This is a genomic window from Shewanella carassii, from assembly GCF_002777975.1.
In the GTDB taxonomy this organism is placed as follows: domain Bacteria; phylum Pseudomonadota; class Gammaproteobacteria; order Enterobacterales; family Shewanellaceae; genus Shewanella; species Shewanella carassii.
The window spans coordinates 251,950-273,691 of the sequence record NZ_NGVS01000014.1; the positions used below are offsets into that span (position 1 = coordinate 251,950).

General features: G+C 52.8%; 20 protein-coding genes. 9 read left to right on the forward strand and 11 right to left on the reverse strand.

From position 1 onward, the window contains the following. Positions 1 to 402 precede the first annotated feature (402 nt). The 3 genes from ardA (at position 403) to dddY (ending at position 3,821) form a co-directional block, all read left to right on the forward strand. Entirely contained in the window at positions 403 to 1,923 is a 1,521-nt protein-coding gene (gene ardA, locus CBE72_RS09765; protein ID WP_100143365.1) for an acrylate reductase flavoprotein subunit ArdA, read from the forward strand. A gap of 26 nt (positions 1,924 to 1,949) precedes the next feature. Next, positions 1,950 to 2,303, forward strand: coding sequence for an acrylate reductase cytochrome subunit ArdB (ardB, locus tag CBE72_RS09770; protein WP_100143366.1), 354 nt, complete (start codon positions 1,950 to 1,952; stop codon positions 2,301 to 2,303). A gap of 273 nt (positions 2,304 to 2,576) precedes the next feature. Continuing rightward, positions 2,577 to 3,821, forward strand: coding sequence for a dimethylsulfoniopropionate lyase DddY (gene dddY, locus CBE72_RS09775; RefSeq protein ID WP_100143367.1), 1,245 nt, complete (start codon positions 2,577 to 2,579; stop codon positions 3,819 to 3,821). 112 nt (positions 3,822 to 3,933) lie between these two features. Here dddY and CBE72_RS09780 read toward each other — a convergent pair whose 3' ends face one another. Beyond that, entirely contained in the window at positions 3,934 to 4,788 is an 855-nt protein-coding gene (locus CBE72_RS09780; RefSeq protein WP_100143368.1) for a LysR family transcriptional regulator, read from the reverse strand. Positions 4,789 to 4,901: 113 nt separating this feature from the next. On the opposite strand from CBE72_RS09780, the gene CBE72_RS09785 reads away from it, so the two are divergent. Continuing rightward, positions 4,902 to 5,585 carry a TetR/AcrR family transcriptional regulator gene (locus CBE72_RS09785; protein WP_229671976.1) on the forward strand — a complete coding sequence of 228 codons (684 nt, stop codon included), beginning with the start codon at positions 4,902 to 4,904 and terminating at the stop codon, positions 5,583 to 5,585. Here the strand turns inward: CBE72_RS09785 and CBE72_RS09790 are convergent. Beyond that, positions 5,563 to 6,930: an ATP-binding protein gene (locus CBE72_RS09790; RefSeq protein WP_100143369.1), complete on the reverse strand. Its 1,368-nt coding sequence runs from the start codon at positions 6,928 to 6,930 to the stop codon at positions 5,563 to 5,565. The genes CBE72_RS09785 and CBE72_RS09790 overlap by 23 nt on opposite strands. After that, complete coding sequence (locus CBE72_RS09795) at positions 6,930 to 7,616, reverse strand: response regulator (RefSeq protein WP_100143370.1); 687 nt, start codon at positions 7,614 to 7,616, stop codon at positions 6,930 to 6,932. Before CBE72_RS09795 ends, CBE72_RS09790 begins: the two co-directional genes overlap by 1 nt. Before the next feature lie 208 nt (positions 7,617 to 7,824). Here CBE72_RS09795 and CBE72_RS09800 point away from each other — a divergent pair, with 208 nt between their 5' ends. From CBE72_RS09800 to CBE72_RS09810, 3 genes are read left to right on the forward strand one after another with little or no spacing between them, the layout of a single operon-like run. After that, positions 7,825 to 8,445: a Spy/CpxP family protein refolding chaperone gene (locus CBE72_RS09800; protein WP_229671975.1), complete on the forward strand. Its 621-nt coding sequence runs from the start codon at positions 7,825 to 7,827 to the stop codon at positions 8,443 to 8,445. 45 nt (positions 8,446 to 8,490) lie between these two features. Then, positions 8,491 to 9,360 (forward strand): cation efflux pump FieF, encoded by an 870-nt coding sequence (gene fieF / locus CBE72_RS09805; protein WP_100143371.1) that lies wholly within the window; start codon positions 8,491 to 8,493, stop codon positions 9,358 to 9,360. An 11-nt stretch (positions 9,361 to 9,371) separates the two neighbouring features. Next, positions 9,372 to 9,704, forward strand: a complete 333-nt coding sequence (locus CBE72_RS09810; RefSeq protein WP_157929058.1) for a hypothetical protein — start codon at positions 9,372 to 9,374, stop codon at positions 9,702 to 9,704. Positions 9,705 to 9,755: 51 nt separating this feature from the next. Here the strand turns inward: CBE72_RS09810 and glnG are convergent, their stop codons facing one another. The 7 genes from glnG to CBE72_RS09845 all read right to left on the reverse strand — a co-directional run bounded on the left by glnG (position 9,756) and on the right by CBE72_RS09845 (position 18,266). Continuing rightward, positions 9,756 to 11,159, reverse strand: a complete 1,404-nt coding sequence (glnG, locus tag CBE72_RS09815) for a nitrogen regulation protein NR(I) (protein ID WP_100143373.1) — start codon at positions 11,157 to 11,159, stop codon at positions 9,756 to 9,758. 16 nt (positions 11,160 to 11,175) lie between these two features. Further along, entirely contained in the window at positions 11,176 to 12,234 is a 1,059-nt protein-coding gene (gene glnL, locus CBE72_RS09820) for a nitrogen regulation protein NR(II) (RefSeq protein ID WP_025889905.1), read from the reverse strand. 115 nt (positions 12,235 to 12,349) lie between these two features. Then, entirely contained in the window at positions 12,350 to 12,895 is a 546-nt protein-coding gene (locus CBE72_RS09825) for a DUF4124 domain-containing protein (RefSeq protein WP_100143374.1), read from the reverse strand. 71 nt (positions 12,896 to 12,966) lie between these two features. Beyond that, positions 12,967 to 14,124: an iron-containing alcohol dehydrogenase gene (locus tag CBE72_RS09830; protein WP_100143375.1), complete on the reverse strand. Its 1,158-nt coding sequence runs from the start codon at positions 14,122 to 14,124 to the stop codon at positions 12,967 to 12,969. Between the two features lie 12 nt (positions 14,125 to 14,136). Next, on the reverse strand, positions 14,137 to 16,116 hold the full coding sequence (locus CBE72_RS09835; protein ID WP_100143376.1) for an FUSC family protein: 1,980 nt from the start codon (positions 16,114 to 16,116) through the stop codon (positions 14,137 to 14,139). A 123-nt stretch (positions 16,117 to 16,239) separates the two neighbouring features. After that, on the reverse strand, positions 16,240 to 17,097 hold the full coding sequence (locus CBE72_RS09840; protein WP_100143377.1) for a DMT family transporter: 858 nt from the start codon (positions 17,095 to 17,097) through the stop codon (positions 16,240 to 16,242). Positions 17,098 to 17,219: 122 nt separating this feature from the next. Then, complete coding sequence (locus CBE72_RS09845; RefSeq protein ID WP_100143378.1) at positions 17,220 to 18,266, reverse strand: toxin-antitoxin system YwqK family antitoxin; 1,047 nt, start codon at positions 18,264 to 18,266, stop codon at positions 17,220 to 17,222. A 225-nt stretch (positions 18,267 to 18,491) separates the two neighbouring features. Between CBE72_RS09845 and CBE72_RS09850 the strand changes: the two genes are divergently transcribed. Together CBE72_RS09850 and CBE72_RS09855 are read left to right on the forward strand one after the other, a co-directional pair. Then, positions 18,492 to 19,415 (forward strand): C-GCAxxG-C-C family (seleno)protein, encoded by a 924-nt coding sequence (locus tag CBE72_RS09850; protein WP_100143379.1) that lies wholly within the window; start codon positions 18,492 to 18,494, stop codon positions 19,413 to 19,415. Between the two features lie 9 nt (positions 19,416 to 19,424). Further along, positions 19,425 to 19,922 (forward strand): hypothetical protein, encoded by a 498-nt coding sequence (locus tag CBE72_RS09855; RefSeq protein ID WP_100143380.1) that lies wholly within the window; start codon positions 19,425 to 19,427, stop codon positions 19,920 to 19,922. A 95-nt stretch (positions 19,923 to 20,017) separates the two neighbouring features. Here the strand turns inward: CBE72_RS09855 and glnA are convergent, their stop codons facing one another. After that, the gene (gene glnA, locus CBE72_RS09860; RefSeq protein ID WP_100143381.1) at positions 20,018 to 21,427 is read right to left on the reverse strand and encodes a glutamate--ammonia ligase; all 1,410 of its coding nucleotides are present in this window, start codon (positions 21,425 to 21,427) and stop codon (positions 20,018 to 20,020) included. Positions 21,428 to 21,742 lie beyond the last annotated feature (315 nt).

Sequence of the window (21,742 nt, forward strand, 5' to 3'; positions counted from 1 at the left end):
TGGCAGTATGAGGGGGCATGAATGTGCCCCCAGAAGCCCTTTGGGGACATTACAGGCCCAACGTTCCAACCTATTTATCCTTTCCTGTTTACATTTTTCGAATTGAGTTTTGCTCTGAGCAACTCGAACGCTGATTTTAGCTCTGGAGTCAGCTCATAGCACATTGATGTTTAAGTTCCGCCATATTATCCAGATTATTCAATTGCTTTTTGATTTAAAGCTGTCATTGGAAACCGTTCCAAAAAATGTCGCACGTTCAGTTTTAGGGGCAAAATCCAGGTCAGATGTCACTTTTGCATGTTGGAGTTTTGTTTAAAACGCAACTGACGCTTAACTCCCGTTTTGGAATTGATTCCATTCCTAAGATGTCATTGTCGATGGAAACAAAAAAGGTGATGACAGATGAGCAAAGTAGATCTGCTGGGACGCCGTAATTTTATCAAAGGCGTCGGGGCTGCTGCCGGTGTTGCTGTGGCCGCTCCCGTGTTGGCTGTTTCGGAAAAAGCCGCGGATGTGAACTGGGATAAAGAAGTCGAAGTGTTGATTATCGGTTCGGGGTTTGCCGGTTTGGCTGCGGCGATTGAAGCGACCCGCAAGGGCGCCAAAGATGTGCATATCTTTGAGAAAATGCCCTATTTCGGTGGCAACTCGGCCATTAATGGCGGCTTGTTTGCGGCGCCCGGCTCGCCGATGCAGCAACAGGAAGGTGTCAAGGATTCAGTAGAACAGATGGTTGCCGATCAGTTGAAGTCTGGCCGGGGGATCGCCGATGAAGAGTTGCTGCGTCATGTGGCCTCTCATGCGGTGGAAGCTTTGCAGATGACGTTGGATGCCGGTGCCGAATACCATCCTTACCTGCAACAACTGGGGGGACACTCGGTTGCCCGTACCTATCAGACAACGGTCAGTTGCGGCGCGGGCATTACTCAGCCTCTGTATCAAGAGTGTCAGCGGCTTGGGGTCAAGACCCATAATCGTGCCAAGTTTGAGGGCTTTGTCCTCGGCAAGGATGGTCGCGTCGAAGGGGTGAAGATGCGTCAGGGGTATTACTTCGGTGAAGAGGACTCTGGCAAGCTGGTTTACATCAAGTCTAAGCGTGGTGTCTTGGTGGCCACCGGTGGCTTTGCCCAGAATATCGGCCTGCGAATGGCGCAGGATCCCACTCTGACCCATGAAGTGGGTTGTACCAACACTCCCGGCGCCACAGGTGAAGGCATGTTGGAGATGTTTCGTCTCGGCGCGGTGCCTGTGCACCTGGCACATATTCAGTCTGGGCCTTGGGCCTCTCCCGATGAGGGTGGTTTTGGCTATGTTTCTAACTATTCCATCTTCAACTTCCCTCATTCAATAGCGATTAACCGTATGACGGGTAAGCGTTTTATGAATGAAATTGCCGACCGCAAGACCCGCGCCGATGCCGAGTTGGCCTGCCGCGACGCCAAGGGGGAGCCACTGCCGCCTATCTTGATCACCAGTTATAAGGATTCCAAACAGCATCCCAATACCGCCAAGGTGCTGAAATACAATGTGGGTTGGAAGTTTGATTCGCTGGAGGCGCTGGCCAAGCATTTTGATGTGCCATTGGAACCGCTCAAGGCACAAATCGAAGAGTACAACGGCTATGTCAAGAGTGGTGAAGACAAGCAGTTTGGCAAGAACATGACCAAGGCAAAAGACAAGTATATTGAAGCACCTTTCACTGTGGTGCGCTTATGGCCAAAAGTTCACTATTGTCAGGGCGGGGTGCAGGTCAATACCAAGGCTGAAGTCAAAGATAGCCTCACTGGTAAGCCGATACCCGGACTCTATGCCGCGGGTGAAGTGTGTGGCGGCATTCATGGCGTCAGCCGTCTGGGTAGTTGTTCTATTCCCGAATGTATGGTGATGGGGATGACTGCGGTACGTAGCATGATGCAGGCCTGAATTGGACGGTGAGAGAGGAACAAATGATGAAGAAAGCAAACTTAGTGTGGGCACTGCTGCTGGCAGGATTAACTTCGGTATCGGTTCATGCCGTTCAACAGCGCGATTATCACAAGGCGGTGATAGGTAACGATTGTGAAGTGTGTCACGACCAGGGGGTAGATCAATACCCATCTGATAAGACTTGTTTACAATGTCATGATGTCGATGAGCTAGCGAAAGAAACCGCCCGTAGCGGCGAGGACAGATGGCAAAATCCCCATGATAATTTGCACTATGGAAAAGACCTTCCCTGTGTTGAATGTCATGGTGAACATCATCCGAAAAAGCCTTTGTGTAACAGTTGCCATACCTTTAAATACGACAAACATCAGGAGTAACAGCTAATATTTGATGCTGTTTTATTTTCCTCCACAGACAGTACGAATTATGAGTTTTATTGAATGAAAAAATAGTTCCCTGCAAGTGACTGTTTTAATTCAATACCAGGCCCTTTTCATCATAAAAAGGGCCTTTTTTTGTTCGATGTGTTACAGCGATTTTTCATTCTATTATCTTATTTTGGCTATTGTGTTCTGACAGTATTTTTGGAAAAAGTTCCAAAGATATGCTTTCACTCTACTTACTTTGGGTGTGAAATTAGGTGTAGGGTAATGAATAAAAAGCTGATATTTATTTCACTGTTATTATCTAATACAGTAATGGCGGAAAAACTTCCCGATTTTTTAGCGTTGACCGATATTGAAAATGCAACTTTTGTTTGTTTAGGAGAAACACCAGAGTATTCTAAGCAAGATCAAAAGTATGTCGATATTCTTTGGGATGAAACCTTACGTTATTTAAATGGTTTTGCCCAGGCGCTTACTCATGGCGAACAAGCAAATTGCCTGAATTCGGATGAGGCTATTTACGACACCAGTGCCGGCGGACAAAAGTTCTGTGTAATGAATCGCCGCGATATGCAGTTGATGGTGAAAAATATCTATCAGGTATTACACAATCCCCAAAGTGCCAAACGTTGTTTCGGGGCTCGCCGTGACGTTAATTGGATCTACAGACCGGGTGGGGAGCTGGAGCAAAAATCCCCGGTGGCCCAGTGGGCGAAACGCATGAGCTTCAGTGAGTTCTTCGAGCAGAAGGTCAGCAACAAACAGGTGCAAAAACAGGGTAAAAGTTTTACCGATAATTTCTATAGAATGGTCACAGGGGATGAGGTGAAGATGCCATCGACTTTTCCCTATGACATCAGCGCCAACGCCTTGCCCAATTTGTGGGCCGCTGCTGGCTGGTTCCCCATGTATGCCGAAGAAAGCCAGCGCAATGACAAGAACTTCAATAATGTTCGTGGCGGTTATGCTTATGCAGAGATCTTAGGTCACTGGGGCCTGTTGAGAATTGACAGCATCAATGGTGAGAAAGTCGGCGCCGAAGTAGGTATGACAGTACAGGCGGTGGATACTCTTTACCCGTTTCACAACCATGCTATTTCTGAGATGTATTACAACATGCGCTTGCCAGCCTGCACCAATCAGTTCAAGAGCCTGGCGATTAAAGCGGACTCCCCTCTGTTGAAAACCGTAAAAGAGGATGCCAAGATGCGCCGGGTTCGTTTCGATGCCGGGCAACCCAGTGTCGATGCCATGTGGCTTTCCGGCAGTAGCGAACGCGATCCTCTGTTGTATTTTCACCAGAACACGATTCACGCCTTCGATGTCGATGGGCGCTGCGAAGCCAAGCCGGAAGAGCGAGCTCTGGTCTCGGTATGGGCCAGAAGTAATGCCCACAATAAGCACAATGACTATGGTACAACCTTGCTTTGTGAATCGGCCAAACAGCCGGGCACGCCGGCCAGAAAAGGCGAAGTCATTCAGTGCGATCTCACTAAACTCAAGTGGTAGTGGGTGGTAATACAGAGTGAGAACCCGGTCTTTGCCGGGTTCGATTATCGTCAACATTTTTCATTGAAGCAGCGGTTTATTTTTTGTCTAAATCAGTAGTCACTTTCAATAATTAATTCAATACCTTGAGGTTGGCCTTAAGCAAGGTGATCAATTGTTCACAGGCTTCCGTCTGGCTGTCTGGATTGAGATAAAGCGATTCATTGAATACCGGTAACGATGGTAGATCGTGTGCTATGGGATCGAGAATTTGCATTCTGTCATTGATCCTGAATTCGGCAATCGGGGCTATGGCTAAATCATTTTCAACCGCCATGCACAGCGCTTGAGGCGATGGTGTGGATAGCAGCACATTGATGGGGCGCATCGACAGCTGATGGTTGGCAAATACCTGGGCGCGTATTGGGCAGTTCTCTGGGTAAAGCGCCATGGGAATCGTCTCCCGCTTATGGGCACTGCCATGTTTGGCGGCCACCCATTGGAAGCGGCGTTCGAACAGGAGTTCACCTTGAACCGGCGGTTGCCAATGGGTCGCTACTATCAGGTCGAACTCCCCCTGATGCAACCGCTTATACAGATTACCGCTGACATCTGTGTCTATCACCAGTTCAATACAGGTAAATTCACGCACAAATTCCAACAGTCCATTATCCAGGTAATAGGTAATGTAATCAGTGGGAACCCCGAGGCGAATGACTTCACGATTTTGACAATCTTTCAATTCATCAAGCGCTTGGGTGTTGAGTTGGATCATCTTATAGGCGTAGTTGAGCAGAGTCTTTCCTGATTCAGTTAATACTACTCCACGATTATCGCGTAGTAATAAAGGCTGGCCAACACTCTCTTCAAGCTTCTTGATTTGCAAACTTAATGCCGAGGGGGTGCGACAAACTTTTTCTGCGGCCTTAGACATATTTCCACATTCGGCCACAGCAATAAAACTCTCGAGCAATTCTATTTTTAACATTGGCTATTGAGATGATTCATAATGCTATCAGTATTACTCAATGCCAGATTAACAAAAAGCCTGTTACTATTTTATTGTGAAGTTGGGAGTTAAACTTTGCTCAGGAGTAGTATATGGGAAAGTGGGAACGCCGAGGTAAATATCTGGTTGAGGTGGCGCAACGTTGTTTAAAAGGACAGAAGACTTTCAGTTTATGCCGTTCGCATTTAGTGGATGCCAGTCAAATATCCAAAGGTACTGTATATAATCATTTTATGACGGAAGCCGATCTTATGGTGGCCGTTGCCAGTAGTGAATATGAGTATTGGCTACAACAGGCAAAGCAGGATGAAATACAATATAAAGACCCTCTGGAAAGGTTTTTATTTCATCATTGTCAGCGGCTCTATGATGTCTTATCGACAAAAAAATTCGTGATAGAGCGGATAATGCCTAACCAAGCTTTACTATTGTCGGCAACTGAATTTTATCGTCACAGGTGTGAAAGGCACTTCGATGAATACATGCAATGGAATGCTAAAACTATTTCGGAAATCGGAGATGTGCCGGGGTTTGATCGGGTCGAGTTGGTGATGAGTTATTTGCGCGGTGCCATGATCAATACCGATGATGCTTGTAAGGCTCATGATGATCCTCAGCTCTATTATCAATTCAGCTATGCACTGGTTCACTTGATGGGGCACTCAGATAAGCGCCATCCATTCAAGCGAGTGTTTACCTGCTGGTTGAAGCAGCGACCATGCCTTGAGGGGGAGTATTGCTTTACAACCAATATCAGTCGAGTGGTAAACGGATAATGACTTCCAGCCCCCCTTGTGGGCGATTACTTGCAAGGATATTGCCACCGTGGGCTTGTACTGCGGCATGGGCGATGGCCAGTCCCAGTCCCCAGCCACCGCTCTCTCTGTCCCTGGCCGAATGGGGTCGATAGAAGGGTTTGAAAATGGCTTCCAACTCTTCCGGGGCTATGCCGGGACCATCGTCGGCAATGGTGATGTCGACACACTTGTCAGTTTGCTCTGCCTGGATGCTGACCCGGGTTTGGCAGTAACGAATGGCATTGCGCAACAGGTTTTCAATCGCTCTGGATAAGGGTTTGGGATAGATGGGTAACTCCAACTCTTCCGGTATCTGAATCTTGAGCCCCTTGTGCTGCTGTTCGGCTTCAAACTCGGCATCGTCCAGGACTTGGCTCAGTGATTCAGCCAATCCAACGGTTAATTTGTTGTCTTTGGTTTTTAGCTTCACTCTGGAGAGTTCCAGCAGCTCGGCAATCATTTTTTCCAGCTGGTCGGCCTCATAAGCGATGCGTTCGGCTTCTTCACCGGCCATCCCCTTCTTGCGCGCCAGTGCCAGTGCCAGCTGTAGCCTGGTCAACGGGGTACGTAGTTCATGAGAAATATCGCTTATCAGCCGTTGTTGGTTGTTGACCATGGTTTCGATGGCGGCTGCCATGCTGTTGAAGGCCTGGGCCAGTTCCCCCATCTCATCGTGACGTCCAGCCGTGGCGTCATCGACTCGATTGCTCAGTTGTCCCTGAGCCAGGGCATTGGCACTCTGTTTCAATGAACGCAATGGTTTGCCTAGGTGCCAGGCCAGTAAGCCGCAGAGTAACCCTGACAGCAAAATAGCCAGCGATACTGTCAATAACTTGTGTTCGATGAAGAAAAAGAACCAAGGCATGGGGTGATGATCCGGAAGACGGCCATAGAGGCCGTAGTTCTTGCCTTCGACTTCAAAGTTGAACGGGCCGAAGATCAGTTCATCGCGAAACTGGTGTGAAATGGGAGTCGTGGCCTCATCCGCCATCAACATAAAACGGCGCATTCCTCGAGAGACTCTGCGGGTGTTGATTATCTGTCCCTGATCATTGACCAGGTAGATGCGAATTGGCTTGCCTTCCATGCTGCGTCTGCGTTCCCAATGATGCAGAAAATGGCCGTTTAGCTTGCTGGGCTGTTGTTTGAGTTCATCGGCAACCTCAGATAGCACCTGCCGCAGATGGGGCGGCATGGGGGCTCTATCATGGTTTTGTTGTAGCAGTGGCAGCATGCCCACGGCGACAATGATCAAACTGCTGCAGAGCCAGAACCCAAGCAGGAGTTTGATAAATAATCGGTTAGGCAATAGGAATGATTTCATCAAGGGATCCAGATATAACCTTTACCGCGAATGGTTTTGACTCTGGGACGGCCATCATTTCGCTCTGGCAATTTTTTGCGCAGATTGGACAGGTGCATATCCAGACTGCGATCAAAGGGCATCAGCTTCTTGCCCAGCACGGTTTCGCTCAGCTCATCTTTGCTGATCAGCTCACCGGCTTGATTGGCCAGGGTGTAGAGTAGGCTGAATTCAGTGCCGGTCAGCAGCAGCAACTGCTCGTTGCAATAGGCCTCCTGGCGAGCAGGATCCAGGCTGAGGTCGCCTATGGTTTGAATGCCGCTCTGGGGAGTATCCTGAGGGGTGATATTGGCGCGGCGTATGATGGCGCGGATCCTAGCGACCAGCTCTCTGTCGTTGAAGGGTTTGGGCAGATAGTCATCAGCACCTATCTCCAGGCCAATCACTCTGTCTATTTCATCACCGCGGGCGGTAAGCATCAGCACTGGAGTCTGCTTTTTATTACGTAACTCTCTGAGTACTTCAAAGCCGTTGAGCTTGGGCAACATCACATCCAACAGGATCAAATCGTAATCATGGCTAACGGCCAGTTCCAGACCGCTCTGGCCATCATGAGCCAGTGTCAGCTCAAAGCCTTCCAGCTCCAGCAGTTGTCCCAAGAGTTCAGCTAGGCCCAGGTCATCGTCTATCAATAAAATCCGGCTCATTTATACGCCTCACACAATTTCTCTCTGCCGAGTATACCCGCTTTTAGGTCAACTGCGGTTTAGCTGTGTAAGTCTGGGTAAAGATTGGGATATTTAATGCTTATGACCAATATTTACAGTGCTTTACTCAGCATGAACCCTCACTTACACATGGAAGATTAGACTGTATTACATCAAGTTCTTCCCGATCCGAAACGAGGATACTCTTATGAATATTTCAATCAAAGCAAGTTTGTTGGCACTGATTGCCGGAACCGCTTTAATGACAGGTGTCGCTCAAGCCGCCAATGGTTACGGTGATTGTTATCATCGCGGTGATTATGCCGGTTATCACCATATGAATGGCGATCGTGGCTATCGTTGTGATGGTCCTGCTCGTGGTTATCACCATATGAATGGCGATCGCGGCTATCGTTGCGATGGCAATGGCTACCATCGTATGCATGGTGATAGAGGCTATCGTTGTGACGCTAGTGCTCGTGGGGGCTATTACGGTATGTTCGGTCTGAGGGGGCTGGGGCTGACCGAGGCTCAGTGGACAAAGATTGATGCCTTGATGGAGCAGCACAGAAGCAGCATGGTTCGTCCGGATGCCGCGACTCGCGATGCTCGCCGCGCCGAAATGCATGCATTGGTTACAGAGGCTCGCTTCGATGAAGCCAAGGCCAAGAAATTGATTGAACAGCGCCAACAAGTACGTGAACAGCATATGTTGGAACGCATGAAGTTACACAATCAAATTTATAATTTGCTGACACCTGAACAGCAAGCGAAATTCAAAGAAGGTCCTTACCGTTGTGGTGATTGTTTCGGGCCAGCAGCAAATTAAATCTGCTACTATGGGCTCAGTGACTCCCGACCGCTGAGCCCTTGAATGACACCGACTTCCCGCTACGAGTTTTGGGTAAAATTGGCGAGCCGCGCCGCTGTGGCGACCGCGATTACCCTGATCCTGATAAAACTGGCTGCCTGGCTCTGGTCCGGGTCTGCCAGTATGTTGGCTTCCCTGACTGACTCCTTTGCCGATGCCCTGGCTTCCATAGTTAACTTTATTGCCATTCGCTATGCCCTAGTCCCTGCCGATCAGGAGCACAGGTATGGTCACGGCAAGGCTGAGCCACTGGCGTCTTTGGCGCAATCGGCTTTTATTATGGGGACGGCATTCCTGCTGCTGTTTCACGGCGGTGAGCGCCTGGTTAACCCCATGCCTTTGACCCATGCTACTCTAGGTATTGTGGTATCCATCATCGCTATGGTGCTGACCTTGGCCTTGGTATTACTGCAAAAACGGGCCTTGGCGGCCACCAAGAGCACAGTGGTCGAAGCCGATGCGCTGCACTATAAGTCAGATCTGTTTCTCAATGGCGCCGTGTTGTTGGCGCTGATTTTGGCACAATATGGCTGGTGGTGGGCCGATGGTTTGTTCGCAGTATTGATCGCTCTCTACATAGGTCAACAGGCCTGGTCGCTGGGGTATCGCTCGATTCAGGCCTTGCTCGATAGGGAGCTCGATGATGAAACCCGGCTGCGCATTCGGCAATTGGCCGAGCAGGATACTCAAGTGCGTGGCATTCATGACCTGCGTACCCGTCAGGCGGGCAAGACCACCTTTATTCAACTGCATCTGGAGTTGGACAAAGAGCTGAGCCTGCAACAGGCCCACGATATTGCCGTGGCCACAGGCGAGCGGATCCGCGCCGACTTTGACCATGCCGAGGTGATTATTCACCAGGATCCTGTGTAGCGGGCACTGTCATGGCATGGATGCAACAACAGAAGTTGAATCTCGAAGGGGGTGAACTGCACTGTCGGTATTATCCATTAAGCAGTCGCCTGGAACTGGAATGGCAGGGGCAACAGTGTTTTTGTCAGCGCCTCTATGGTTTGCCAAGACGGCAAATCATAGTCTTGAATGGTCAAGACTACCGACTGGAGATCATCTCTTTACCGCTTTGGCGCGCCGAGTTGATTGCAGCCGATGGTTCCAGTTGGCCACTCTTGCCTGAGCGCAGACGCAGGGGACTGATCCGTTGGGGCTATTCCCTGAGTTTGGCGGCACTGCGTCTGGGCGCCAAAATCCTCTCTTAATAACCTGCACCCTTGGGCTTATTTGGGTCATGTCCCCATCTTTATGAGGTTTCAGTCCATCGCCAGTTCTTTGAGCTTGCGGGTCAGGGTGTTGCGGCCCCATCCCAGGCGTTTGGCGGCTTCCTGTTTGTGGCCCTGGGTATGCTCCAGCGCGGTTTCCAGCAAGATGCGCTCAAACGCGGGTTGGATTTCGGTCAGCAGATCGCTCTCGCCCTGTGACAGGCGCATATCCAGCCACAATTTCAGGGCGTTTTGCCAATCCTGGGACGGGCCGGCACTGCCTTGAGGTGCCTTGGGCTCCTTGAATAGCTCAGGCGGCAGATCCTGAGGGATAATTTCCTGGCCCGAAGCCATCACGGTCAACCAGCGGCAGGTGTTTTCCAACTGGCGCACGTTGCCGGGCCAAGGCAGTTGTTGCAGCTTGGCGGCGGTTTCCGGGGTGAGTATTTTGGCCTCTACCCCTATCTCTTTGGCGGCACTGGCCAGGAAATGGCGTGCCAACTGCGGAATGTCTTCCCGCCGCTGCGACAGCGGTGGCAGATGAACTCGAATCACGTTCAGGCGGTGGAACAAGTCTTCCCGAAAGCCCCCCTTGAGTACCAGTTGTTCCAGGTCCTGATGGGTTGCGGCAATAATCCTGACATCGACTTGCACCGGAGAGTGGCCGCCGACCCGATAGAATTGGCCATCGGCCAGTACCCGCAACAGCCGGGTCTGTACGTCCAGTGGCATATCGCCTATCTCATCGAGAAACAGGGTGCCGCCATTGGCCTGCTCAAACCGCCCCTGACGCACACTGGCAGCGCCGGTGAAGGCGCCTTTCTCATGGCCGAACAGCTCGGATTCGATCAGCTCCTTGGGGATGGCCGCCATATTGAGGGCGATAAAGGGTTTGTCTTTGCGTGGACTGTGTTTGTGCAGCGCCCCGGCAACCAACTCTTTACCCGTACCGGACTGACCGTTGATCAGCACACTGATCGATGAGCGTGACAAACGGCCTATGGCGCGAAACACCTCCTGCATCGCGGGGGCTTCGCCTATGATCTCAGGTGCCTTGACCTGAGGCTCGGCCGCTGCAGGAGCCTGCTCTGTGGCATGGTTGAGCGCCCGCTCCACCAGGGCAATCGCCTCATCTATGTCGAAGGGCTTGGGCAGATACTCGAACGCTCCGGCCTGATAGGCGCTGACGGCACTGTCTAGATCTGAATGAGCCGTCATTATGATCACCGGGATATGGGGATAATGCAGGCCGATACGTTCCAGCAGGGTCAGGCCATCGGTCCCCGGCATGCGGATATCCGAGACTATGACCTTGGGCTGGGAGATTTCCAGCGCCTGCCACAGCGACTCGGCGGCGGCAAAGCTGGCGCAGCTGAGTTTGGCGCCTTGCAGCGCCCGTTCCAGTACCCAACGAATTGAACTGTCATCATCGAGGATCCAAACCTGTTCACTCATATTGTTTCCTCTCTTGTTAGCCGCTGTGGTTGTTGATCGGCAATGTCAGGCTGAACTCTGTGTGTCCCGGGGCCGAATCGCAGTCGATACGGCCGCCGTGGAGCCTGGCAATATTGTGGGCGATGGATAGCCCCAGGCCGTTACCGTCCTTACGGCCTGTGACCATAGGGTAAAACAGGGTATCCACCAGTTCCGGGGCGATACCCGGGCCGTTGTCTATGATTGACAGCACCAGCACCAACTTGTGTCTCTGGTTACCTATGGTGACCTGATGGGCGGTGCGGGTGCGGATCATGATATCGCCGCCCTGATGCTCCAAGGCTTGTACTGCATTTTGCACTATGTTGAGGATTGCCTGTTGCAGTTGATCTTCATCCATAGGCAAGTCCGGAATCGAGGGGTCGTAATCCTGACGCAGATGTATCTGTTGCGGCAGGGTCACACTCACCAGGTTGATCACCTTTTGCAGCACCAGATGGATATTCTGCAGCTTGTGCTGCGATGGTTTCTGCGGCCCCAGCAATCGGTCTACCAGGGCGCGCAGCCTGTCGGCCTGCTCTATGATGAGTGTGGTGAACTCCTTGAGCTGCGGCTCGCTAAGCTCGCGGGACAACAGCTGCGCCGCGCCGCGCAGTCCACCCAGCGGATTTTTGATCTCATGGGCCAGATTGCGCACCAGATATTGAGCCGCCTGCTGCTGGGCGTCCAGGGTCAACTGCTGGTGAATACGCCGCTGCTGATCCACCTGTCTGAGTTCCAACAGGCTCAAGGGCTTGAGCTGTTCTCCCTGCTCCAGTGGGATCAGTGTCATATCCACAGTGTGATGCTGGCCATCCAGGCTGATGAGCTGGGCGGTATTGACCGTCAGCCCCTGACGTTCCAGCACCGCGCTTTGCAGCACTCTGGGTTCAACTCCTATGGCATGCAGATGCTCTGTCAGTACCTGCTCCTGCAACCTGTGGCTGGAGACGCCCAGCAACTGCTCGGCAGCGGCGTTGGCATAGCTGGGGAGCAGGTCACTGTCGATGACCAGAACGGCAGTTGCCAGATGATTGAGCAGGATATTTGTGTCCATAGAGTTTCCCATAGCAGGATTGCACCATAATGGTGCACCAATTCGGTGCAGGCCGCAAGCCAACAACTCTGTGGACTAACTCGAAATGCAAAGTAGCTAATTCATTGAAATAAAATTAGTTACTTGGCTTGGGGCCCTTCCCGGGAGCCGGGAAGGCGGGTTGCATCAGTCCGGCTTGGTGCAGAAAAATGGTTATGGGACTACTGGATGCAAGGACTTTGCCGTTTTGTTGCACCGCCTTGAGTTGCAGCGTGTGTTCGCCGCGGTCGATGTCCTTGAGCTGGAAGAGATTGCTGCGCTGAGCATCGCTGGTGGAGATGCCATCTATGTAGAGTTGCAGAAAATGACCCGATGCCAGCTCCGGCTCTACTTCTACCTGAACCTGAAAATCACCGGCGTTATCGCGAATGGTTTCTTCATGCTGTGGTGAAAGTATCTTCAACCCATAGCCGACCTGTTCCACTGTTATGGGATCGGGCAGAGCTTTAGGTGTTTCCAGGCTTATTTGATTCTGGGTCTTGTCGGTGAATTCCACTGCCTGGGCTTGGGGGTTGGGCTCATCGCTGTAATGCACCTTACCATCTTTATCGACCCACTTATAGACAGTCGCCTGGGCAACCAGCGACAGCAATGCCAGGCTGATTATCATCAGAGTACGCATAAAGACTTCCCTTGTTATGCAGTTGTGAACTTGTTTCAGATTAGCCTGTTTATTGGCAAAAATCACTGCCTTTAAAGGCTGGCCTGAAAAACCTGTCGGCTCAGCTCAAGGTCGACCCGGCCGTCTTCCCCCAGTTGGGTCAGGCCCTGGCGCTCAAGGTTTTCCAGCAGCGGCGTTATGGCCTCGTGGCCTATGCCATAGTCACTGAGGTGAGTCTTGATTCCCATGGATTCAAAGAACAGTCGGGTTTGCTCTATGGCTGCATCTATGCGTTGTTCTTCGCTGCCGTCGCTGAGTTGCCAGACCCGTTCGGCATACTGCAGCAGCTTGGCGTGTTTGGCAGCTTTTCTCAGGCGCAGCATGGCCGGCAGCAGTATGGCGAGGGTCACGGCATGATCCAGGCCGTGGCGCACCGTCAGTTCGTGACCCAGCTTATGGGTCGACCAGTCTTGCGGAACACCGGCGCCGATCAGGCCGTTGAGCGCCATGGTGGCGCTGAACATGATATTGGCGCGCACCTGATAGTTTTCGGGCTCTGCCAGCGCCTTGGGGCCTTCCTCTATCAGAGTGAGCAGCAGGCCTTCGGCAAACCTGTCCTGTACCTTGGCGTCGACCGGGTAAGTCAGGTACTGCTCGGTCACGTGCACAAAGGCATCCACCACGCCGTTGGCAACCTGTGGTTGCGGCAGGCTGAAACTCAGTTGTGGTGCCAGCACAGAGAAGCGGGGAAACACCGAGGGATGACGAAAGGAGCGCTTGAGGCCAAGAGTGCTATTGCTGATCACCGCGCAGTTATTCATCTCTGAGCCCGTGGCCGGCAGGGTCAGCACAGTACCGAGCGGCAGAGCTTGGTCAATGTGGCGACCGTCGGTTTCCAGTATCTCCCAGGGCTCTCCCTGATAGGGCACGGCGGCGGCAATAAACTTGCCCGCATCTATGATGGAACCGCCGCCGATGGCGAGAATAAAGTCCAGCTTTTGTTGCCTTATCTGCTCTACCGCCTGCAACAGCTGGTGGTACTCGGGGTTGGGGCTAATGCCGCCGAACTCGGCGCAGACACGTTGACCCAATACTAGGCCGACTTGGGTCAGGGTGCCATTGCGTTTGGCGCTTTGGCCGCCGTAGAGCAAGAGCACTCTGGCATCATTGGGCACCAGAGTGTCCAACTGCTCCAGGCTGCTACGGCCAAAGAGCAAGCGGGTTGGATTGTAAAATTCAAAATCGTACATCTTGAACTCCTGTCAGCCGTGAGTATTGCCGCCTAGGGCGTAGGGACGTTGCCAGTCAAGCCAGGCATAGAGATGGGCGATATCCTGCATTACCCAAGTGGGAATCGCTTCAGCTTGTTTGGCTGACAGCTGCGTAGGCGCATCTGTTGAATTGGGCGCTGGCCCGGACTCGGCTTGGTGCATCTCTGTTGCCAAAAAGCGCTGGCGAAACAGCTGGGGCCAGGCCGCCAACTGTTGCTCTGCCAGATGCAGCGGCGGCTTTTGCTGCTGGCGTGCCACCAACACCAGGGTGCAGTGCAGCGTCAGCCCAAGCCAGAGAAAACTCTGCCAGTCCTGCAGCTCCCGCTGGCCTGTGTTGGGCTCGAGCTTCAAAAAGCCGACTTCTTGCCCCAGTTGCCTCAGCGCCGCATGGGCTTGCCAGCGCAGGGCGTTGTCGGCTTTACCTGTATTGATACTGGCAAGCCAAGCCCGTTCCAGCTCGATAAAGTGGCACACATAGCTGTCGAGCCAGCGCCGGGTCCAACTGGGAATAAACAGATGCATCGCCAGAAATGCCATCAGGGCGCCGGTAAAGGTGTCCAGCGCTCGGTAGAAGGCGATATAGGGGTCGCTTGGCAACAACAGGGTGATGGCAAACACCATCAGCATGGTGAGCCAGAATACATGGATCTCGTATCTGGCCTTGTAAAAGGTGGCAAAGGCCAGAAAGGCACTCAGGCAGGTGGCCGGTAATAACCAGCTACCGGCGCCCAGATACCAGATAAGCCCCAGTGCCAACACAGAGCCGAGCACTGTGCCATAGAAGCGGCTCCAGATCCTGGCCTGCAACTGCCCGAGCGGCGCTACCATCAGCACTATGTAGGCGGTGAGCGTCACCCAATACCCCTGCGGCAGTTGCAGTAGTTCCACCACTGCCTGACAACACAGCAGAGTGAACAGAATTCTCAGGCCGTGGTGCCATTCCCGCGAGTGTTTCACCAGGGCCTTGCGCCATTGACTGCGAACGCTTTGGGCATCGGAAGGCCAGATAAGCTCTAGGCGCTCGCGCCAGTCGGCTGCCAGCGGTCTTTGGGGATCCAGCGCCAAGGCCAGGCGGTTGGCGGCATCCAATAGCAGAGGTTGCGGCTTGTCACCCAAGGGCGGCGGCGTCGGCTTGATGCCTTTTTCCCTGTGGGTCTTGAGTTCGTTGGCAAAATTGGCCAAATACTGCTGCAGTGCCGGGTTGGCGGCATCATTTTGTTGCAGCCTGCCTATGCTCTCCAGAGTTTCTATTAGGATAAGATTCGACTCCAGTTGCCAGGCGATGTGTTGCACCTCGGCTTTATCCGGCATTTCCAGCAGCCAGTGGGCCAGTACGGCGATGGCATCATCGAGCTGTTCCCGCAAGGCTAGACGCTGGCCGACATTGGCGGCGTCCGAGTGGCTGAGTATATTGCACCAGAAGCCGAATTTGCGCTGCACACTGGCCAGCAGCTGTTCGCCTTGACGTATCGCCATCCAGGGCCCGGCGACGACGGCGCTGATGACTGCCAACCAGCTGCCGAACAGGCTGGAGAGCAACAACATCTTCCAGTCGGTACCCGACTCCAGCAGGTGCAGGCCGCAGATCAGGCAAAAGCCGGCGTTGTAGGTCAGCAGCTGAATGTATTTTCTTTGGTTTGAGCTGAGGCCATATAACAGGCCTATGGCGCCGAGTACGCTGATCCCCAGCCAAGGATGGATCAGGCTCAGCAAGGCCAGAGCGCTGCTGATACAGCAAAGGAGTGCCGACTTGCTCAGCAGCCCGGCTCGTTTGGGATAAGCCAGGTTGCGTCCCTGGACGCCGACCAGCCAGGCACAGATCAGGGCGTTGACGCCGCTGGCACTGTCGCCGAGAAACGAAAACAGCAACAGGCCCGCCATCATGGGCAGCCCTATGCGTAAGCCTTCGGGAAGATCGGCACGATCAGGCAGCCATTGCAGCAGGCGCTGGAATAGATTGGATAGTTTCACTTTATGTTGCTTAGACAGCAGAATGGCACAAGAGGGACGTCATTCTACCTCATTTGAGTCTGCTTGAGTGCCGGGTGGATAACAATTTTCCACCCGGCAAATCGACTCAGTGGGCCTGCAGACTCAGCGCCGGACGGGGCGTAGGCGATACCAGATGGCCGGGACAGGAAGTTTCATCAGCAATAGTGACGACATGATCAGGCCGATCCCCAGCCATTGATAGCCGTCCAGTTGTTCGCCGACCAAAAACACGCCGAGCGAGACGGCCACCACAGGGTTGATCAAGGCCATCATGCCCATGATTTGCGGTCCCAGATGCTTGATGGACCAGATCCAGGCCCAGTAGCTCAGCGCCGTGCTGAAGATGGCCAGCCAAGCGATGGCGGGCCAGGTCTTGGGCTCGGGCAGTGTGGGAGCCCCTGCTACTGTCCAGGCCAGCGGGATCAGCATCAAGCCGCCGAGCAACAACTGCCAAGCACTTAGTACCAGAAGATCGCCGGTTTGCCAGCGTTGCATCCAACGGGATGACTGAGCCACAAGCAGAGTGGCACTCAGGGCGCAGAGCACACCAATCATGTCCAGCTTGGCCGAAGGATTGAGCAACAAGATCACTCCACTCAGTCCCAGCAGCGCCAGCAAGGTCCACTTCAATGCCGGCCTTTGGCCATCAAGCAGCCAGGCCAGCAGCAGAAACATCAGTGGCAGTGTGGCCCCCAGGGTGCCAGCCACGGCGCCTGGCAGGCGGTAGGCGCCCATAAACAGCAAGGCGAAGAAGGCGCCGATATTACAAAATGCCAGCAAGAGTATTTTGCTCCAGGCGAGCGAAGGCAGCTTGGGTCGCAGCAGCAATAACAGGATCCCGGCAGGCAGGGCACGCCAGACGGCGACCCAGAAAGGGGACATATCCTGCAGGTACAGGCTGACTAGGGCATAGGTGGTTCCCCAGAAGACGGGAGCCAAGAGTGCGATTAAATAGGGCATTTCTTTTCTTAAAGTATCTTGATGTGAAGATATTTTAGAATTCAGTGCTGGGATAAGCAAGCCGCATTTGAAAAAGAGCTTTATTATCTCTGGATGATAAGTCCAACTGATTGAATATTATGTCAATCTTGGTAGGTTAGTTTACCCTGTTCATCATAGACCCGGGTATGCAGCACCTTGCCGTTTGCGCCTATCTCTTCCTGCAGATAGTTGCGCCCCTGCTCATCGAAGTAATTCAGAGTCTGAGGTATGAGCTTGTCTTGGTCGAAACGTTTGCTCACCTGCAACTGGCCATTGCAGTGAAAGAGCTGCTCCTCGCCCTGCTTGGCGCCTCGACTGTAGGGGGTGCGTTTGCTCAAGGCGCCATTGCTCTCGCAATAATTGAGCCAGATGCCATCGGCGGCTATCGAAGGAAAGAAACCATAATGTTGTTCGGACTGGCGCTGGCCATTGCGCCAGAAGGTGTGCTGCACCGCGGTGCGCTGCCGACGGTCGAACTGGTAGTCCAACTTGAGCCGACCGTTGGCGTAGTAACCTTGTTCCTGGAGTTTTCTGAGATTTTCTTCATCCAGATGTTCACTGAAGCTCTTTAATGAGCCATCTGGGAAATAGCTTTTCCAGACGGTGAATTTCTCGCCGTCTCGTTTGAACTGTTTCCTTCGCTCCCGCCCCTGCTCGTAAGAGATGAATTCAATCACTTTACCCTGGTCGAAACGCTTGAAACTGTCGAGTTGGCCTTGGCTATCGTAGAGCCAGAGCTCTTGGCGCTCACCGTCTCGATACAACTCCCGGCTGCGTAATTGGGTTTGCTGATATTGAAAGCTCAACTGCCAGCCGTGCAACTTGCCATTTTTATACCAGGCACTTTGGCTTAGCAGACGCTCGGGCGGCGCGGATGTGCTGAAGCTGTAGCCGTCCCGCAGGCCATCCTTGAACTGGGCCGCACTATAGCTGAGGCGATCCGGTGCTCCCCAAATGGCAATGCCGCTGAAGGGTTCTCCTCGGTATCCGTCAATGCAGCCTTCGAGGTAATAACCCAGGGCGCCATTGTTATCCTTTACTTCCCGGCAGTGGATTGGCTCCAGCTCGTCAGCCTGAATGGGTAGTTGCCCCTCAGAGTGACAGCCACTCAGCAACAGTGGAATGAGTAAAAAGACCTTGAGATTCATGGCTGATCCTTGCTTGACGAAGAGCTTTATTGTCACCGCCTAAGCATCCAGGCTCAAGTTGATCACAGGTGTTTGCGCTTTTTTATCCTGAAATCCGTTTTGGATCACATCTGAATAACACTAGTGGGCGTAAGCTGGATTTGCTTGTAAGTTATTGATTATAAATAATTAATTTTCACAAATTTGCAATTGTGCAATATGCAAGTGTAAAAAGAGGTGATGAGTATGAACGTGAATCGACGTCAGGCAATGGGTCAGATAGTGGGTTTGGTTGGTGTGGCTGCAGGGAGTTCGCTGATCGCGACTACGGCCCTGGCCGCAGAGTCTTGTCCCGGAGATACCAGCATAGGGATCGGCAGTGACGGGGGCGGAGAACTGGGTACCAAGCTGCTGACCTATGTGAAATTGGACCCGATGGAGGTCGCCAAGCTGGCCTATGAAGGTTATGGTCGTGGCGGTTGCATGTATGGGGTTTTCGATGCCCTGGTGAAGGCGTTGGCGGCCAAAGGGCATGCCGATGCCTGTAAGTTTGCCGCTATTCCTACTAACCTGGCGGCCTATGGTGGCGGCGGTATTGCCGGTTGGGGAACCCTATGTGGTTGCTTGAATGCCGCGGCCATGGCGGTCAACGTCCTGGGCGGGGTCAACCGCACCGCGGTGATCCGCTCTGTGTATCGCTACTATGAACACACGCCCATGCCGAGAAATGATGAGGCTTTCCTCAAGGCGATTGGCGCACCGACCCGTACAGACAACGCCGGTGAGCTATTGACCGCAGATAAGATAGGCCAGTCGGTTGCTAACTCCATTCTCTGTCACACCTCGGTGAGCCTCTGGTCGAAAGCGAGCAAGTACGGCTCCAGTCACCAGGCGAAAATGGAACGTTGTGCCCAGTTGACGGCCGAGATAGCCTATATAACCACTGACTTCCTTAATAAGTCGCTGGACAATGCTCTGAATGAAGAAACTGTAGCGGCAGGGAATGCCGAGTGTAGCAGCTGTCACAGCAGTACCAAGCGGGAGCCAGACACCTATATAGGAACAGATGTTAACTCACAAATGGAATGCCAGACTTGCCACAGTGCTCATGATATAGGTGCCGGTTTGACCGGAGTTCACGAAGGTGCGGTCTGCAGCGATTGTCACTAGGAGGCTGTTATGAAACATAAGAGTTTGATAGTGGCGTCTTTGTTGTTATGCCTGGGTGGTTGTGACTGGTGGGACGATGATGACGATCCTGTGGTTCCACCTAAACCTGAACCGGAGCAGTCGGTATCCATCAATGAAGCCGAAAGCCTCAAGGTGGCACTGAGCGCCATGGATCCTCAAAGCCAGGCACTGACCTTTAGCCTGACTACGGCGGAGGGCAAACCCGTCAAGGATGCCGGCAGTAACTATCTGGTGATGTACCTCAAGATGCCGGCCGCGCAGGCTTCAGCCTTCTCCATGCCTTGGCATAAGGGGGTGCGTTTCGAATGCAGTGAAACCGTCGACACCTGTGCTGGCACCATGGAAGCGCTGGAGACTGAAGGCCAATATCGCTTTACGCCAGAAGGACTTGAGGAGTTGAACCAGACAGAGGGTGAACTCAAGTTGGCGGTGATCCTCACCGGGGCCAAGGCCCAGAGTGCGTTGGAGATCGTCAGCGCGCCTTGAGTGTTAAAGCCTTAAAATAGTAGCGCCCCAGGATTGCTCCCGGGGCGCTTTTTTTATTATCCGATGGCTTGACTCATCGGTTGATTGCAGGGCAATTAGAGGCTGTAGTACAGCTCAAATTCGACTGGGTGAGTGGTGCGACTGACACGCTCTGCCTCGGCTTGTTTCAGCTTGAGATAAGAGTCGATAAAGTCATCGCTGAACACACCGCCACGGGTCAGGAACTCACGGTCTGCATCCAGAGCCGCCAGGGCGACTTCCAGAGACTCGGCCACAGTCGGGATTTCCGCTGCTTCTTCGGCCGGCAGATCGTACAGATCCTTGTCCATGGCATCGCCAGGATGGATCTTGTTCTGGATGCCATCCAGACCAGCCATCAGCAGTGCCGCGAAGGCCAGGTATGGGTTAGCCATAGGATCCGGGAAGCGGGTCTCGATACGGCGAGCCTTAGGGCTTGGTACTACAGGAATACGGATAGAAGCAGAGCGGTTACGGGCAGAATACGCCAGCATCACAGGGGCTTCAAAGTGTGGCACCAAACGCTTGTAGGAGTTGGTGCTTGGGTTGGTGAAGGCGTTCAGGGCACGGGCGTGCTTGATGATACCGCCGATATAGTACAGGGCAGTTTCAGACAGGCCGCCGTACTTGTCACCGGCAAATAGGTTAGTACCGTCTTTAGAGAGTGACTGGTGAACGTGCATGCCACTGCCGTTGTCGCCGACAATCGGCTTGGGCATAAAGGTCGCAGTCTTGCCATAGGCGTGCGCCATATTGTGAATGACATATTTCAGCTCTTGAATCTCATCGGCTTTCTTTGTCAGCGTGTTGAAGCGAGTGGCGATCTCGTTCTGACCTGCGGTAGCCACTTCGTGGTGATGAGCTTCTACAATCTGTCCCATCTCTTCCAGCACCAGACACATGGCGCTGCGCAGATCCTGTGAAGAGTCTACAGGAGCAACTGGGAAGTAGCCGCCTTTAACGAATGGCCGGTGGCCAGTGTTGCCTTCTTCATAGCTGGTACCTGAGTTCCAGGCGGCTTCTTTGGCATCGATCTTGACGAAGGTGCCGCTCATGTCAGTACCGAAACGCACGTCATCGAACAGGAAGAATTCTGGCTCAGGACCGATCAGCACAGTGTCGGCGATGCCGGTAGCGCGCAGGTATTCTTCGGCTTTCTTGGCGATGGAGCGAGGGTCGCGATCGTAGCCCTGCATAGTGCCTGGCTCAAGGACGTCGCAGCGGATCAGTGCTGTGGTTTCTTCGGTAAATGGGTCCAGTACAAAGCTGTCTGGATCTGGCATCAGTACCATGTCAGATTCGTTGATCCCTTTCCAACCACCGATGGAGGAGCCGTCGAACATTTTGCCGTCTTCAAAGAAATCAGCATCTACCTGATGAGTCGGGATAGATACATGCTGTTCCTTACCTTTGGTATCGGTAAAGCGTAAATCAACAAACTTAACTTCCAACTCTTGCAGCTTTTGTAAAACTGATTCGACTGACATTATCAAGCCTCCGGTAGGGTAAAGGGGGTGCCCTTTGTCAACTCTTAGTATGTAGCGTCTGGCGCCTTGTTGGTCTCTATTAAGCCAGACTTGTGCCAATATTCTATTTTGTTGAAACTAAAGGGAAATATAAAATGGTGGGCCGATGAGAGAAGCATTTTTGCACCAGAATGGTGCGTTGTGTGGTCCAAAAAGGTGCGTTCACCATAATGGTGCGCGTGCTTCCCAAGCCGGATATTCATAGGTGTTTAAAAAATAATCCTGTGCGATAGCCCTCCGCTAGAGTAGAATGGCACGCTTTTTAAAGCAACCATC